The sequence below is a fragment of the uncultured Proteiniphilum sp. genome, from assembly GCF_937873925.1.
Classification (GTDB): Bacteria; Bacteroidota; Bacteroidia; order Bacteroidales; family Dysgonomonadaceae; genus Proteiniphilum.
In genome coordinates, this window is record NZ_CALNAT010000253.1 from 1 (window position 1) to 16,358 (window position 16,358).

The following is a 16,358-nucleotide window of genomic DNA, read 5'->3' on the forward strand; positions in this document are numbered from 1 at the left end:
ATCATCGGAGTGATCCTCACGATCATACTCGCTCCCTATTTTTCGGAATTAATCCACAGAGAGATTGATATGGTACAGTTATGGAACCCGACCTTTATCCTGTCTGCTATCGGGCTTTTCGTAGTAACCGTTATTTCTTCAGCGTTTTATCCCGCGCTGTATTTGAGTCGCTTCAGCCCGCTCGATATCCTGGGTAAAAGAATCCGGTTTTCAAAACGGAGACTGACGGTGGGCGTGGTGATTTTTCAATCCATCATTACCATCGTGCTGGTGTCGTTCATCATGATCATCAATAGCCAGACCAATTATCTCAAAAATATTCCTATCGGATATACTCCTGAAGACGTAGTGACTGTTCCATTGAACAATACGATCCGCAGTAGTTTTGAAGCGATAAGACAAGAACTGCTCTCCGTGCCTGAAATAAAACAGGTGAGCGGAGCACAACATCTTTTCGGGATTGGAGGCAGCGGACAGCGAATCGGTCTGCTCGACAACAAAGAGGCGAAGCATAGCATCAATGAATACCGGATTATGCCGGGAATATGTGAATTGATGGAGATACAACTGGGCGAAGGTAATTTCTTCAAGGAAAACGCACCCGACAGTGTCAATCAAGTCGTGCTGAATGAAGCTGCCGTCAAGATGTTAGGACTATCATCCCCTGTAGTCGGGAAATACGTGATGTATACAGGAGGAATTACCGAAATAGTCGGTGTCGCGAAAGATTTCTGTTATGCCGATCCCGCCGATAAAATTGCGCCGATCGCCTTGAGTAAAACAAGCGGGGGAGGGTTGATATATATCCGTTTCAAGGAGGAGACAGACCGGAAACAGGCGCTCGAAAAAACATTGGCTGTCTTCCATCAATTCGATTCCGATTTTATTCTCAACCCCATATGGAGTGAAGATATTTATACCCAAAAGTTTGAAACGTTCACAACCACTTCCAAGGTAATCACGGTTGCATCGTTACTTTCCATATTTATTGCCATGCTGGGATTGGTAGCGATCCATTTATACACGACGGTCCGCAGGACAAAGGAAATTGGGATCCGCAGGATCAACGGAGCAGGTTCCGAAGCAATATTCACCCTACTGACGGGTGATATTGTCAAATGGATTGTTATTGCCGGAATCGTAGCTGTCCCCATCATCTATTATATGGCAACTAACATGCTGAATGAATACAGTAACCGTACTTCGTTGAGTTGGAGTATGTTCGTAATTCCCTTATTTATTCAATGCATTGTCGCCATTCTGGCCACATCCGGAGTAACGTTGTGGGCTTTGCATCAAAATCCTGTCAACTCATTAAGAAAGGAGTAAATTGATGTGATAATCCCGACTTGTCGGGAAGTAATGATGAGTAATTAATAAACTGATGAGACTAACATAGAAAAGATGAATAGTGAAGAATTTGGGATGTGGGATGTGGGATTTCTACTCTACTTTCTCTACTTACCGCCCTATCACTTCCCACTTCTTCACTTCTAAGTTCTAAATTCTGACTTCTAATTTCTAATATAAAAAATAACAATTATGATCAAGATTAACGATTTAAGAAAAGTATTCCGTACAGAAGAGGTAGAAACCATCGCATTGAACAACATCGCAATGGAAGTAAAAGAGGGTGAATTCGTGGCCATCATGGGACCGTCGGGATGTGGTAAATCCACCCTGTTGAATATTCTCGGTTTGCTGGACAATCCTACGTCAGGAGAATATTGGCTCGATAGCAAGGAGGTGGGACATCTCAAGGAGAAAGAACGCACCCAGACCCGGAAGGGAAAGATCGGATTCGTCTTCCAGAGCTTCAACCTGATCGAAGAAATGACGGTATATGAAAACGTGGAACTACCGTTGACGTATCTCAAAGTAAAGGCGTCGGAACGCAAGAGACGCGTGGAAGAAGTGCTTCGCCGCATGAATATCAGCCACCGCTCGGGACATTTTCCCAACCAGCTTTCGGGCGGTCAACAGCAACGTGTAGCCATTGCCCGCGCAGTGATTGCTAACCCCAAACTGATCCTTGCCGATGAGCCGACCGGTAACCTCGACTCCAAAAACGGGAAGGACGTGATGGACCTCCTCACCGAACTGAACAGGGAAGGAACCACTATCGTGATGGTAACCCACTCCCAACACGATGCCTCGTTCGCGCACCGTATCGTCAACCTGTTCGACGGACAGATCGTAACTGAAGTACAGATGTAATAACTATCGGTAATCAGCGAGCCCTCCTTGTACGAGTGAAAATCTTTATCCATTTTCAATTAATTAAGATGATCAACTTAAAAACCTATCTCAAATTCCTTTCGCGTAACAAACTCTATACGTTTGTTTCCATCGTCGGATTTTCAATCTCTCTGATGTTCGTCATCATTCTGGGATTGTATGTCAAACAGGAATTATCGACAGACGATTTTCAGAAGAACAAGGATCGCATTTTCCTGATGACACACGATAACCATGCTCCTTTCGGAAATACAGTAGCACAATACGTCAAGGACAATACGCCGGAAGTGGAATCCTTCGTGCGGATACATTCGCGTTCCGTAGCGATAGGACAGAAAGGTAATGACAAGATCCAGGCTCAGGCACTGTTTGCCGACTCTACCTTTTTCCGAATTTTTTCTTTCCCGCTCATTGAGGGAAATCCAGAGCGGGTATTGGAAGCGCGTAAAAGTGTGGTGATAACCCAAACTTTTGCCGCGAATACATTCGGAACGGAAAATCCAATAGGCAAAAACCTGTTCATCAAGGATGAAGAGCATACCATTACCGGTATCATGGAAGATATGCCGGTGAACTCTATCCTGCCCGAAGCCGATTTCGTAGTAAATTATAACTCCATCACGATCTTTTGGAACAATGAGATACTTGAAACATCCAACAATTTCGGATTTAACATATTCTTCCTGGCAAAGCCGGGAACCGATCTTCCTTCGAAAGCGCCGATGCTGCTCAAGTTATTCAAAGAAGAGTTTTGGTATTTCAAAGAAGGATATTCCAACGATCTGGAATTTATGCCACTCAGAGAGGCCTATTTTAAAGCAGAGAGGTCAGGTTTCGATGATCTACATCTGAACAGCAGAAGTACTATCATGGTATATATGGCTATCGCCATTCTGGTATTGGTGATTGCTCTGTTGAATTATATCAACCTTACGATAGCACAGGCTGGATTCCGTGGCAAGGAGTCAGCCATCAAAAAACTGTTGGGTAGCAACAAAGCCAAACTGGTATCCCAACTGCTTGCCGAATCGCTGCTGATAACAACTATCACCTTTCTTGCGGGTTTATTCCTCGCATTCCTGACAGAATCGTTCTTCAACAATGTGCTGAATACCACACTTGATCTGGCACATCAGTTTACCCCGGCTATGATCACAGCCTCTGTCTTGTTTCTGCTCATTGTTTCGTTCCTCGCAGGCATCATCCCTGCACTTATCATATCTAACTTCGATCCGCTCGAAGTGGTGAAAGGAACCTTCTCCCGGAAAGTGAAATCATCCTATTCCAAAATATTGATCGTATTTCAATATACAGTAGCAATTGCGTTGCTTATATGTGCTATCTTTATCCAACGGCAATCCGATTTTCTGATCAACTACGATATGGGATACAACCGTGAAGGGATTCTGGAAATATCCAATAGGGGATTGGATGTAACGCAGATAGACGGCTTTAAAGCAAAGCTACTGGAAATCCCCGGTGTAGAGCTGGTATCATTCTCAATCGGTACACCTCTTAATGGTGGTGAGAACTACTCATATACTGACAATGGGCAGCAGTATAGTTTTCAGGAATTTCGCATCGACTCTGCATTTCTACAAATATACGGAATTACAATTGAGCCGACCGGAATTCAGCCGTCAAAAAACATCTTCTACTGGTTGAACGAAGATGGCTACAAGGCTGTAGAGGTGGATGCTGCCACGCAAACATTCCGTCCCTGGGGCAATGAAGACAAAGTGGAAATTGCCGGTATTTTTAGCGATTTCAGGATACGAACCCTCTACAGAGACTACAACCAATTGCGGATGCGTTGGAGAAGAAGTAACGAAACGCCGGATGACATTATCGTAAAAATGACACCTGGAACCAATTACTACGACACGGCGGAACGCATCGAAAAGGAATATACCCAATATACCGGAGGGGAACTATATTATGGGCGGTTTGTGGATGAGGGGATTCAACAAAATTACGAAAGCGTGCGGAAAATGTCATCCATTATGAGTGCCTTTACATTGCTGACCATTGTCATTATGGTGATGGGCGTATTCGCCATGTCGCTCTATCTGATCCGTCAGAAAGAGAAAGAGATCGCCTTGCGGAAGATAAATGGAGCTACGGAACGGGAAGTATTGTTCCTGCTCAACAGGGATTCGCTGCAAAGGGTGGCCATTGCGTTCGTGATTGCCTGTCCCGCCACTTACTACGCCATGACGAAATGGTTTGAAGATTTCCCCTACAAAATCGGACTTTCGTGGAGGGTATTTGTCCTCGCAGGACTGGCAGTTCTCTTACTGACTCTCATTTCGGTAAGCTATATGACCTGGAAAGCAGCAAGGGCTAACCCGGTGGAGTCGTTGAAAGGAGAATAGTTTAATGTACCAATGAGTCAATATGCTAATAAGAATAATGTGATTCATTAAAAGAGAAGTAAAGAAATCCAAGAAGTGGAAAAGTACAAGAATCTTAAATCTTGAATTTTGAATCTAAAATATATAAGATGAATATAACCGTTATTTTTCGTCGTCTTGTGAAAAGCAGATCCCTGCGTATCGTCAACCTGTTGGGGTTAACGGTGATCTTTGCCTGTCTGCTCTTGTCGTACCAGTATATACGCAAAGAATTGAGTTATGACCGTTTCAACGAAAACGCCGACCGGATCGTGCGGTTATCGATACAATACGACGATGAACCTTTAGACGGACGCCTCTATCTGCAAAACGTGGAATCGGAACTGGAAAAAATTGCAGAGATCGAGCAATTTGTATTCATCTCCAAAGTCAATACTGCTGTATTGACCTATGCAGGAGAACGACGCATCATGAACGACTTCTATGCAGTTTCTCTCAATTTCTTCGAGGTATTCAGCTACTCGCTTGCTGTGGGTGATCCGTCGACCGTACTGAAATCACCAGAGAGTATCCTCGTCAGCCATTCCCTGGCACAGGAACTATTCGGTAACGAGAACCCTTTGGGGAAAGAACTCTCTCTGGAAGGGCGGCGAATGGATTCAAAGACTTATTTTGTGAGCGGCGTTTTTGATGATTTCCCCGAAAACTCCCACTTCCATACCGACCTGCTCTTTCACCGACGGCACGATGTACCCGAATGGACCTATGTCTATCTTTTACTGAATGATAAGGATGACATCCCCCAGGTAAAAAAACAGGTTGAAGCCCATTATGATGCATTTGAAAATTTAACGGAGAAAGTGACAGCTCACCTGATGCCGCTGACAGATATCCATCTCCATAGCCGTGCGCAACGGGAAATGGAGCATAACGGAAATATCTATTATATCTATCTGATTACAGGAGCCAATATCTTGTTGTTAGTAGTGGTATTATTCAATTTATGGCTGAATCATAGCCTCCTGTTTTCCTACAATAAAAGGTATTATCAGCTATTGAGACTGAATGGCGCCAATGCCTCCACCATCTTTTATAACGAAGCCATACCGGCCTTTCTAATCGGGTTACTCTCCATTCTTCTCGGAGGAATGGCTGCTCACTATCTGTCACCAGTACTCGATTTTCAGATAGTCCCATTCATATCTCCGGGAACACTGTGGCTGACCTTTGGTTTTTTAACGGTTGTCCTGCTTGTGTCACTTATTCCCGCATTGGCAAGCATCTCTTCCACCCTATTCATCAGTACCAGGAATAGTCTTAACCCGACGTGCTTTTCCTTTGCCAATATCCGGTATATGCTTGTAGTACAATATGCAATTGTGATATTTATCGTGATTATTTCATTCGGCATATCGAAACAACTCAACCTGATAAAAACAACACAAGTTGGCGGTAAAACAGAGAATATCCTTGTAATGGAAGAGCAACCTGATGATGTAAAAGAACGCTACGAACTATTGAAAACAGAGCTGCTGAAATACTCTGAGATAGAGCAGGTCACTACCGCTTTTCAATTGCCCGGCACGGCTATTCGCGATGGCGTAAGGGTAACAGTAGAAGGTAAGAGTGAACCAGTACCTCTACCCATTCTCCTGGTCGGAGAAGATTTTTTCTCTTTTTTCGGGATAAGAACTATTGCAGGGACGGTATTCGATCCGTATAAAATGACTTACAAAGAAGAATCCGACATTCTGATGGATCATCTTAATGGTAAAGAAATCCCCACCGATTTAACGGAACAATACATGCTAAACCGCAAAGCATCAAGTATCCTGGGGTTCAACTCTCCGGAAGAAGCCATCGGAAAAAACATACAAATTTCACAAGGCACGCTGGATTATATAAGTAAGGGAACGATCTGCGGCATTACCGATGATTTTACCTACATCAATATCTATGAAGAATCTATTCCTTTGATAATCATGCAGCGACAGCTATTCCGGCATTGTTTTATGCTGAAATTTGCACCGGACAAACAGGAAGAAGGGTTGAAGATATTCAATGACGTATGGAACAAAGTGAATCCTGATTACCCGTCCAACTATAGTTTTTTACAGGACGTCTACGGAAAAGTGTACCGAAATGAATTCAACGCGGGACGACTTGTTAACCTGTTCTCCTTGTTATGCCTTATCATTGCCAACCTGGGGCTTATCATCTTTATGGCATTCATTATCAAACGCCGGCGGAAGGAAATCGCCATCCGCAAAGTGAACGGAGCACGTCCCGGACAGATCATCCGCATGCTGAACATGAGTTTCATCTTCCGGATCATTATCGCTTTTGTTATTGCTTGTCCGCTTGCCTGGTGGGTAATGCAACAATGGCTGGCCAATTTCGCCCATAAAACCACCCCGGACTGGTGGATATTCCTGTTAGCCGGTATTGCCGTGTTACTGTTGTCGGCCGCTGCCGTATCGTGGCAAAGCTGGCGGGCATCCGTACAAAATCCCGCAGATGTAGTCAAAAGTGAATAGAAAATTCATTTATATCATATAGAGATAGATAGCATCATCGGTTGATAACTTCTGACAATAACTCCATCAACCTTGGCCGAATTTCCGTATATTTGCCCTACCCAGATATTAAAAAATTCGACCAATTATATGCATCCGTTTGTACATCTACATGTTCACTCGCAGTATTCGCTGCTCGACGGGCAGGCAAGCATACAGCGCCTGATAGACAAGGCCGTGGGAGACGGCATGAAAGCATTGGCGCTTACCGATCACGGCGCCATGTACGGCATCAAGGAGTTCCTCAATTACGCAGCCAAGAAGAATGCTCCGGTGAACGCCGAAATAAAAAAAATAAAGAGTGAGATAAACGACCGGGAAAAGAACGGGGAAAGCAGTGAGAAAATAGAGTCACTCCGGCAGAAACTCACTGAAACGGAGGGCAGGCTTTTTAAACCGATCGTGGGGTGCGAATGTTACCTGGCGCGTCGCAACCGCTTCCTGCAGTCGGAGAAGATCGACGGCAGCGGGTGGCACTTAGTCGTGCTGGCCAAGAATCTGCAGGGATATAAAAACCTTATCAAGATGGTCTCCAAGAGCTGGACCGAGGGATTTTATTACCGCCCCCGCATCGATAAGGAACTGCTGGAACAATATCACGAAGGGCTGATCGTCTCCTCGGCCTGCCTGGGCGGGGAAATTTCCCGTAAGATCGACAGCGGGCAGATACAGGAAGCCGAAGAGGCGGTACAATGGTACAAAAGCATTTTCGGTGAAGATTACTATATTGAACTGCAACGGCATAAGACCGACCGTGTGGATGCTGACCAGACGACTTATCCCAAACAGGAAAGGGTGAACCAGGAGCTGATCCGTATCGCCAGGAAATACAACGTGAAGCTGATCGCGACCAACGACGTCCATTTCGTGAACGAAGAGGATGCCGACGCGCATGACCGGCTTATCTGCCTGAGCACGGGAAAGGATTTCGATGATCCGAACCGGATGAGATACACCAAGCAGGAGTGGTTGAAAACCACAGCAGAGATGAACCGCATCTTTGCCGATATTCCCGAAGCGTTGGTTAACACGCGGGAGGTGGCCGATAAAATTGAAGGGTACTCAATAGACCATTCCGCCCTGATGCCTTTCTACCCTATCGATCCTGCGTTCGGCACCGAAGCGCTTTACAAAGAAAAATATTCAGAAAAGGAGCTGACGGAGGAATTCGGAGAAGCCAATTTCCACCGGTTGGGCGGCTACGAAAAAGTGGTCCGTATCAAGCTGGAAGCCGATTACCTGGCACACCTCACCAAAGAGGGAGCCCGAAAACGGTATGGCGACACGCTCACCCCGGAGATCGAGGAACGGCTCAACTTCGAATTGGATACGATCAAAAATATGGGGTATCCCGGCTATTTCCTGATTGTACAGGACTTTATCAGTGCTGCCCGGGAGATGGATGTGGCCGTCGGGCCGGGACGCGGATCGGCTGCGGGATCAGCCGTAGCCTATTGCCTGCGGATCACTGATATCGACCCGCTGAAATACGACCTGCTGTTCGAGCGCTTCCTGAACCCCGACCGTATCTCAATGCCCGATATCGATATAGATTTCGATGATGAAGGGCGCGGAAAAGTGCTGCGCTGGGTGACGGAGAAGTACGGCAGCGAAAAGGTAGCCCATATCATCACTTACGGAACAATGGCCACAAAATCATCCATCCGTGATGTGGCACGGGTGCACAAGCTACCCCTGTCCGAATCGAACAGACTCGCCAAACTCGTTCCCGACAGGATACCCAACGTCAAAAAGGTCAATATGAAGACCGCCATCGAACATATACCGGAACTGCAGGAGGCAGCCAAAAGCAACGACCCGCTGATAAGGGACACGCTCAGGTATGCAGCAATGCTTGAAGGGAACGTACGCAGCACGGGGGTACACGCTTGCGGTGTGATCATCGGTCAATCGGATATCTCCAATGTGGTTCCCATCAGTACGGCAGAAGACAAAGAGACCAAAGAAAAGCTGCTGGTCACACAATACGAAGGATCCGTGATCGAGGAGACAGGGTTGATCAAAATGGACTTCCTCGGATTGAAGACCCTCTCCATCATTAAAGATGCCATTGCCATTATCGAACAGAACCGGGGGATAAAGGTGAATATCGATACCATCGATATGAACGATAAGGCCACCTACAAACTCTATTGCAACGGACAAACCACGGGTACCTTCCAGTTTGAGTCGGCCGGCATGCAGAAATACCTCAAAGAGCTGCAGCCAAGCAAGTTCGAAGACCTGATAGCCATGAACGCCCTTTATCGGCCGGGTCCCATGGACTATATACCTTCATTCGTTGCCCGTAAGCACGGCAGGGAAGAGATCTCGTACGACCTGCCCATCATGGAGAAATACTTGGATGAGACCTACGGGATCACCGTCTATCAGGAACAGGTGATGCTTCTCTCCCGTCTGCTCGCAGGGTTCACAAGGGGACAGTCGGATGAGTTACGTAAGGCGATGGGAAAAAAGCTGATCGACAAGATGACGGCACTGAAGGAAAAATTCATCGCAGGCGGGACGAAAAACGGATATGAGGCGAAAGTACTCAATAAGATATGGAACGACTGGGAAAAGTTCGCCTCCTATGCCTTCAACAAATCGCACGCGACCTGTTATTCGTGGGTGGCTTACCAGACAGCGTGGCTCAAAGCCAACTACCCGTCGGAATACATGGCGGCGGTACTCTCCAATAACCTGAACAACATCACTGAAATTACGAAGTTCATGGATGAGTGTATGGCGATGGGTATAAACGTGCTACCTCCCGATGTGAATGAGTCGATGCTGAAATTCTCCGTCAATGACGCGGGTGATGTCCGTTTCGGGCTGGCCGCCATCAAGAGCGTGGGACAAAATGCGGTAAACGATATCATTGCAGAACGCACCCAAAACGGCCGCTATAAAGATATTTTCGATTTTGTGGAACGTGTGAACCTCTCTTCCTGTAACAAAAAGAATATTGAGGCGCTGGCGCTGGCAGGAGCTTTCGACTCCTTCCCGGGCATACAGAGAGAACAGTTTGCCGCGGTCAACAGCAAGGGCGAAGAATTTCTGGAGACACTGATCCGTTACGGCAATAAGTACCAACAGGACAAGATGGAAGCGAGGAATTCACTGTTCGGTGACGACACTTCCTTCCAGATAGCCCGTCCCGAAATTCCCCAGGCCGCCCGCTGGTCGGATCTGGAAAGGCTGAACAAAGAAAGGGAACTGATTGGCATCTACCTGTCGGCACACCCGTTGGATGAATATGAGTTTATCCTCAAATATGTATGCAATGCCGATACACAGCAATTACAAGACCTCGATTCGCTGAACGGTAAAGATATCACATTCGGGGGTATCGTCACAGCGGTGCGTGAAGGACAGACCAAAAGAGGTTCGCCTTACACTATCTTCAAACTGGAGGATTACTCGGGCAAGTATGAGATCGCGCTTTTCAGCGAAGACAGTGTAAATTTCGGCAGGTACGCCCGCATCGGGTTATCCGTCTACATTGAAGGGAAAGTGCAGCCAAAGCCTTACCGGCAGGAGGAGATGGAAGTAAAGATATCCTCCATCTCCCTGTTAGCGGAAGTGAAAGATAAACTGGTGTCAAAGATCACATTGCAACTTCCTCTTTCAGAAATAGATGACACCTCCGTAGCTGAATTATCGGCGCTTGTAAAAAACAATTCCGGAAATTCATTGTTATATTTCCAAATCATCGGCGAAGAACCGCACATGAGAATTCAGCTTTTTTCACGACCGGCTAAAATTCAAGTGAACAAACGGTTCATCGATTACTTAAAGAATAATTTATCTATCGACTTTACAATCAACTAAATAAATAAAAAACAAATTATGGCGCTTCAAATTACAGACGCAACCCTTGACTCAGTATTGGAGACAGACAAGCTGGTGGTCATAGATTTTTGGGCAGAGTGGTGTGGCCCCTGCAAAATGATCGGCCCCATCATCGAAGAGATCGGTGAAGAATATAAGGATAAAGTCGTGGTGGGTAAACTGAATGTGGATGACAACGACGAAACTACCGGCAAATACGGTATCCGTAATATTCCCACCGTGCTTTTCATAAAAAACGGCAAAGTGGTGGATAAGGTGGTAGGGGCAGGTCCCAAAACCCTTTTTACCGAAAAAATAAACAATCTATTGTAAATAAATAATTTACATCCTACTAAAAGATATATCCCGGCATACACTGTCGGGATGCATTTTTTCAACACCTGCTCTCACCATCGGAGTATGTATCTACCTGGAAGAATAACAAAGTCCTTATCAAAAAATAAAATAATCGTATAAAGAACAAAGAATTTTTATTATGTTTGTGAGGTAAACAATCAACGATCAGCTATTTGGGGAAAATTGTGCTGCATAAAGATTGAATCAATGATGAGATTATTTCGTTTTATTTTAATATCTCATATTTTTCTCTGTTGTTACCCGCTTCTTCAGGGACAATCGTCGTATCTTTTCAAACAACTGGAGGTCCGTGACGAACTTTCCCACAACCAATTAATCATATTTTCAAAGACAGTAAAGGTTTTATGTGGTTCTCCACCGCATCTGGATTAAACAGATACGGTCGATCTCATTTTTATTGACAAAGATAAAAATATGTGATGTTATGTAACCTCATTCAGATTTTACAAGTACCGGCCGGATACAGATAAATCGATTCTCTTCTATCAAAACGGGGAAGCAGGACAACTAAGCAATGGGATTATTACCGACATAAAAGAATCGGAAAGCAATTATGTTTTTGTTTTTCAATCCGGGCTTATTCAATACATGGATAAAAACAGTTTATGGATCTATTCCGATATTCCGCTTGGAACCTGGTTATACAATTCCCGGCAAAAAGAATGGAAACATATGGGATCGAAAAAAAGTGATTTTCCGTTTTTATCATCCAGTGACATGATCCAGGACATTATTCAGGATCCCAATGGACTCATCTGGATGGCAACCGACCATGGGGGAATCGATATTATCGATAAAAAAGCAAACATCATTAGAAAGAAAGCCAAGAATAAAAGATGAGTTCCTCATTTGTAGATATTTTTATTATTAGTTTCAGATAACAAAAGTATCATTTTTTCCGTGATTGTTTCTCCGGATACAGAATAAAAGTATTTACATTTGCAGAATAAAATACATCCCGGCAATTCATGCCGGGATGTATTTTTTAGATGCCCCTTTCACTGCATAATTTCAATACTCATCTTCGTTGAAGAAGAAATCCTCTTTGCTCGGATAGTCAGGCCAAATATCCTCTATCGATTCGAATATTTCGCCATCCTCCTCAATCTCCTGCAGATTTTCAATTACTTCCAGCGGAGCGCCCGACCGCTGGGCATAATCAATTAACTCATCTTTTGTAGCGGGCCAGGGAGCATCCTCTAATTTCGATGCCAATTCAAGTGTCCAATACATTGATAATTTATTTAATAGGGTGTAACTTCAATTTTTTCGCAAATGTATAAAAAGTTTTTATATATCGCCTTGTTCCCAAAATATTTCTTCCGAGGTTTTGTTGCTTTCGTATCGGGCAAATACGAAAAAATAGTCTGAAAGCCGATTCAGGAAAATCAATACTTCATCCGCAACCGGAAATTTTTCAGCTATACGGTACACAGACCTCTCCGCCCGGCGTGCCACGGTACGGCAGATATGAGCCCGTGCGGCCGCTTCATTGCCTCCGGGCAGCACAAAGCGGTTCAGTCGCGGCAGGTTCCCGTCGATGATATCGATCTGCTCCTCAAGGCGGAATATATCCTTTTCGGAAATGATGCTGGCCGGTTTCGGCTCCTTACTTTCAGTCTCTGTGGCAAGATAGGACCCTACGGTAAATAGTTTATGCTGAATATAGCGGAGAAAATCGCGATGGGCGCTCTCTTTTATTTCGCAACTCAGCCAGCCGATATAACTGTTCAGCTCATCCACCGTACCGTACGCATCAAGGCGGATATGCGTTTTACTCACCCGCATACCTCTCACCAACGAGGTAGTACCCTTGTCGCCGGTTTTCGTATATACCATACTTTTTTTCATATTTATTTAGAGTAAAGACACAAAAGTCAAGATTTCAGATTTCAGAATTTCATCATCAAATCGTTCAATCGTCGAATTATCGAATTATCGAATTATCGAATTATTAAATCAACTATCAACCTAACCACTTTCCCTCCTTATCACCTTTCCATCTTATACAAGATAGTTTGCCTTATGAAAATCAGGCCTCAGAAAAACAATTCCCGTATCTTTCACGTCGAACGTTATCCGGGCTTTCTCATCATGAACGATTTCATTCCAAAATTGTTTAGCCCTTCCTTTTTTTATGGGATGAAGCACCCAGAATGTATTGGGATGGCTTAGCTTTGTCAATATGGGAATATCGGGGACATTTTTTCCTGTCAGGTTAATAAAGACAGCATCATAACCCTTCCCTTCACAGGCGGAGAGTGAAGAGACCGTCCCGCGCTCCCATATCCGACCCGCTTGTTTTAGGAGACGCTCTGCCACGGCAATTTTATCTTTATCTTCCTCCACGCACCTGCAATGGATATGCGACGAAGGCGCTGTAAGGAACAGGGTATTCAGGCCGGTACCTGAATTGATCTCCAGTATATCCCCTGCCTGGAAATAATGCACCAGGCGGAAAGAGAGACGATTGAATCCGGTAATTAAGTTCGGATCGAGTCCGTTTTGCCACAGGATTTCACGGATATCGGAAAAGGCGTAAAAACTATAAGGAGAGTGGATCACGCTGGTGATCAGATCGAAAGCAAATGGCGAATGCACCCCGTGCCCTTTCGATTGTTTTTTGCGCAAGAGCCCTCGGCAGCGGGTGAAGAGGTTATTAAAACCCGGCATGGTCGACATCGCTATGGTTTTTGGACCAGCGCCACCGCATAAGCCGTAATACCCTCTTCGCGGCCCACGAATCCCATTTTCTCCGACGTGGTGGCTTTAATGGAGATAAGCCCGGCATCCACTGCCATCACTTCAGCCAGTTTTCGCTGCATGCCGGGAATATGGGGATTGAGCCTGGGCTGCTCCGCGCAGACGGTGGCATCGATATTTCCCAGCGTATATCCCTTATCCCTTAATAAGTTTATGGTCTCCTTCAGCAGAATTTTGCTGTCCACATTGTGATATTCGGCAGAGTTGTCGGGAAAATGATATCCGATATCACGCAGATTGGCGGCCCCCAGTAACGCATCACAGATGGCATGGATCAGCACATCGGCATCGGAATGACCCTGTAATCCTTTTTCATAATCCAGCTTCACCCCTCCGATCCAAAGTTCCCTTCCCTCCTGAAGGCGATGCATATCGTAACCGAAACCCACCCGTATCTGCATAATTTACCGCATTAAATCCCTGATCCCTTCTATATCGAACCCCAAAGAAAGGCGCAACGTCTGATCCAACGGGTTCGACTGGGCAGCCGACACTAAATAAGCAGCATCTATTTGGAAGAGATCGCTCCTGAAACCGGCGCCGAAAGAAAAATAGCGGCGATTACCCTTATATTCGTTCTCGTGATAGTAGCCGGTCCTGACAGAGAAGCGGTTATCGTACCTGTATTCCGCCCCGAGCGACCACATGACCTCCTGCATCTCTTCCCTGAAGCCGCCGGGAGCATCGCCCAACGATTTAAAAATCCCTCCGATGGAAGAGATATGCTGATAATCGTCGATCCGTTGCTGCATTTCTTCGTCGGTCTCATCATCCGTCGGCAACTGCGGAGTAGGTACCAGCAGTTTATTGACGTCTAAACTGAGGGAGAGGGTATTTTTCGGATCAAGAGGATATCCTAATGAGGCACCCACCCGTAAGTTGGCAGGAAGGAACATGGAAGTATTCCCTCCATCGTAAGAGATTTTTGTGCCGATATTGGAAACATTAAATCCGAATCCGAAAAGCGCTTCTGAGCGACCCATATAAAAGTAGGATTCGTTATAGCCGGCGATATCAGCCGAAAACGCATTTCCGGGCGTCGTTTCATCATCACCGGTGGAATAATCGGCCCGGATATACCTCAGGGTAACCGCGCCGGAAAATGTTTCGGTAAGCTTTCTCGAATAGGCCATATCGAGCGCTAACTCATGAGGTGAAACAGTCTGCCAGAACTCATCCTCCAGAGTGCCGACTTCTATATCACCCAATGAAAAATAGCGCAACGAGGCGCTGATGGCATTCAGGTTGTCATTCCCGAATTTCCAGTAACCCGACATGTAGAGAAGGTTAATATCACTCACTAATTTACTGAGCCACGGCGTATAGGAGAAAGCAATGCCCGCTTCACCTGCGATAAACGGATATTTGGCCGCGTTCCAGTGCTGGGAATAGACATCGGGCATGGTGGCCGCCCCTATATCTCCCATACCTCCGCCCCTGGCGTCGGGTGCGATCTGTAAGGAAGGCAACGCTACGGGGATCGGGTTGTAGTCCTGTGCCGTGACAAAACAGCTCATGACCGTGCCCAGCGTGCAGAACAAAATAGTTAGAATTGCTTTGTTCATGTTGTATCGATATGGTGGTTGAGTGAATATCATCTCACATGGAAATCCAGCAGTTTCCGGTCTTCGAGATAACCCTGCAGATGATCGTCAATCGCTACCGGGCCAATGCCTGCCGGTGTCCCGGTAAAAATAAGATCCCCTATCTTCAAAGTAAAGAACCGGCTAATATACGAAATAATTTTATCCACAGGATAGATCATCTCCTTCGTGTTGCCCCGCTGAACGGTTTGATTATTGATATCGAGCCGGAAATCCACGTTCCGGATGTCAGGCACCTCACTTTTGGAGATAAACTTCCCGATAGCAGCGGAATTGTCGAAACCTTTTGCTATCTCCCACGGCAAGCCGAGCTCTTTCTGTTTCCTCTGAAGGTCACGTGCGGTGAAATCGATACCCACGGTAATTTCATCGTAGTAGCGGCAAGCAAAGCGTTCGACTATATTTTTCCCCAGGCGGTTTATCTTCACCACTAATTCCGTCTCGTAATGGATCTCCTCGGAAAAATCGGGCAGAAAAAAAGGCCTATCCCCTTTCAGCAAAGCAGTATCCGGTTTCATAAAAAGCACCGGCTCCTTACTCTCAAACGTACGTTCCATCTCTTTATTGTGAGACGCATAGTTAAGCCCGACAGCAAAAATCTTCATTCCCTA

13 protein-coding genes are annotated in these 16,358 nt (G+C 45.6%); 7 read left to right on the top strand and 6 right to left on the bottom strand.

Features of this window, described 5'->3' with window-relative positions; translation table 11 throughout:
- The 7 genes from Q0502_RS18050 to Q0502_RS18080 all read left to right on the top strand — a co-directional run.
- On the top strand, positions 1-1,329 hold a 1,329-nt coding region (locus tag Q0502_RS18050; protein WP_298653817.1), incomplete at its 5' end, for an FtsX-like permease family protein.
- A 213-nt stretch (positions 1,330-1,542) separates the two neighbouring features.
- Positions 1,543-2,217: an ABC transporter ATP-binding protein gene (locus Q0502_RS18055; protein ID WP_298653818.1), complete on the top strand. Its 675-nt coding sequence runs from the start codon at positions 1,543-1,545 to the stop codon at positions 2,215-2,217.
- Positions 2,218-2,285: 68 nt separating this feature from the next.
- Positions 2,286-4,613, top strand: coding sequence for an FtsX-like permease family protein (locus Q0502_RS18060; protein WP_298653820.1), 2,328 nt, complete (start codon positions 2,286-2,288; stop codon positions 4,611-4,613).
- Positions 4,614-4,741: 128 nt separating this feature from the next.
- Positions 4,742-7,129, top strand: a complete 2,388-nt coding sequence (locus Q0502_RS18065; protein ID WP_298653822.1) for an ABC transporter permease — start codon at positions 4,742-4,744, stop codon at positions 7,127-7,129.
- 129 nt (positions 7,130-7,258) lie between these two features.
- The gene (gene dnaE / locus Q0502_RS18070; RefSeq protein ID WP_298653823.1) at positions 7,259-11,002 is read left to right on the top strand and encodes a DNA polymerase III subunit alpha; all 3,744 of its coding nucleotides are present in this window, start codon (positions 7,259-7,261) and stop codon (positions 11,000-11,002) included.
- Between the two features lie 18 nt (positions 11,003-11,020).
- Positions 11,021-11,335: a thioredoxin gene (gene trxA / locus Q0502_RS18075; protein WP_298653825.1), complete on the top strand. Its 315-nt coding sequence runs from the start codon at positions 11,021-11,023 to the stop codon at positions 11,333-11,335.
- A gap of 633 nt (positions 11,336-11,968) precedes the next feature.
- Positions 11,969-12,220, top strand: coding sequence for a two-component regulator propeller domain-containing protein (locus Q0502_RS18080; protein WP_298653827.1), 252 nt, complete (start codon positions 11,969-11,971; stop codon positions 12,218-12,220).
- Between the two features lie 171 nt (positions 12,221-12,391).
- Here Q0502_RS18080 and Q0502_RS18085 read toward each other — a convergent pair whose 3' ends face one another.
- The 6 genes from Q0502_RS18085 to Q0502_RS18110 all read right to left on the bottom strand — a co-directional run bounded on the left by Q0502_RS18085 (position 12,392) and on the right by Q0502_RS18110 (position 16,352).
- The gene (locus Q0502_RS18085; protein ID WP_019538324.1) at positions 12,392-12,613 is read right to left on the bottom strand and encodes a DUF2795 domain-containing protein; all 222 of its coding nucleotides are present in this window, start codon (positions 12,611-12,613) and stop codon (positions 12,392-12,394) included.
- Positions 12,614-12,670: 57 nt separating this feature from the next.
- A complete protein-coding gene (locus Q0502_RS18090) occupies positions 12,671-13,231 on the bottom strand; it encodes a cob(I)yrinic acid a,c-diamide adenosyltransferase (RefSeq protein WP_298653832.1) in 561 nt (186 codons plus the stop codon).
- Positions 13,232-13,384: 153 nt separating this feature from the next.
- Positions 13,385-14,062: a hypothetical protein gene (locus tag Q0502_RS18095; protein WP_298653834.1), complete on the bottom strand. Its 678-nt coding sequence runs from the start codon at positions 14,060-14,062 to the stop codon at positions 13,385-13,387.
- A 2-nt stretch (positions 14,063-14,064) separates the two neighbouring features.
- Positions 14,065-14,544: a 2-C-methyl-D-erythritol 2,4-cyclodiphosphate synthase gene (gene ispF, locus Q0502_RS18100; protein WP_298653835.1), complete on the bottom strand. Its 480-nt coding sequence runs from the start codon at positions 14,542-14,544 to the stop codon at positions 14,065-14,067.
- A 3-nt stretch (positions 14,545-14,547) separates the two neighbouring features.
- Positions 14,548-15,708 carry a type IX secretion system outer membrane channel protein PorV gene (porV, locus tag Q0502_RS18105; RefSeq protein WP_298653837.1) on the bottom strand — a complete coding sequence of 387 codons (1,161 nt, stop codon included), beginning with the start codon at positions 15,706-15,708 and terminating at the stop codon, positions 14,548-14,550.
- A 29-nt stretch (positions 15,709-15,737) separates the two neighbouring features.
- The gene (locus Q0502_RS18110; protein ID WP_298653839.1) at positions 15,738-16,352 is read right to left on the bottom strand and encodes a fumarylacetoacetate hydrolase family protein; all 615 of its coding nucleotides are present in this window, start codon (positions 16,350-16,352) and stop codon (positions 15,738-15,740) included.
- Positions 16,353-16,358: the final 6 nt, after the last annotated feature.

Coding starts and splice junctions, on each gene's coding strand:
- Q0502_RS18055 (WP_298653818.1), top strand. CDS start 1,543: ATGATCAAGATTAACGATTTAAGAAAAGTATTCCGTACAGAAGAGGTA.
- Q0502_RS18060 (WP_298653820.1), top strand. CDS start 2,286: ATGATCAACTTAAAAACCTATCTCAAATTCCTTTCGCGTAACAAACTC.
- Q0502_RS18065 (WP_298653822.1), top strand. CDS start 4,742: ATGAATATAACCGTTATTTTTCGTCGTCTTGTGAAAAGCAGATCCCTG.
- dnaE (WP_298653823.1), top strand. CDS start 7,259: ATGCATCCGTTTGTACATCTACATGTTCACTCGCAGTATTCGCTGCTC.
- trxA (WP_298653825.1), top strand. CDS start 11,021: ATGGCGCTTCAAATTACAGACGCAACCCTTGACTCAGTATTGGAGACA.
- Q0502_RS18080 (WP_298653827.1), top strand. CDS start 11,969: ATGGATAAAAACAGTTTATGGATCTATTCCGATATTCCGCTTGGAACC.
- Q0502_RS18085 (WP_019538324.1), bottom strand. CDS start 12,613: ATGTATTGGACACTTGAATTGGCATCGAAATTAGAGGATGCTCCCTGG.
- Q0502_RS18090 (WP_298653832.1), bottom strand. CDS start 13,231: ATGAAAAAAAGTATGGTATATACGAAAACCGGCGACAAGGGTACTACC.
- Q0502_RS18095 (WP_298653834.1), bottom strand. CDS start 14,062: ATGTCGACCATGCCGGGTTTTAATAACCTCTTCACCCGCTGCCGAGGG.
- ispF (WP_298653835.1), bottom strand. CDS start 14,544: ATGCAGATACGGGTGGGTTTCGGTTACGATATGCATCGCCTTCAGGAG.
- porV (WP_298653837.1), bottom strand. CDS start 15,708: ATGAACAAAGCAATTCTAACTATTTTGTTCTGCACGCTGGGCACGGTC.
- Q0502_RS18110 (WP_298653839.1), bottom strand. CDS start 16,352: ATGAAGATTTTTGCTGTCGGGCTTAACTATGCGTCTCACAATAAAGAG.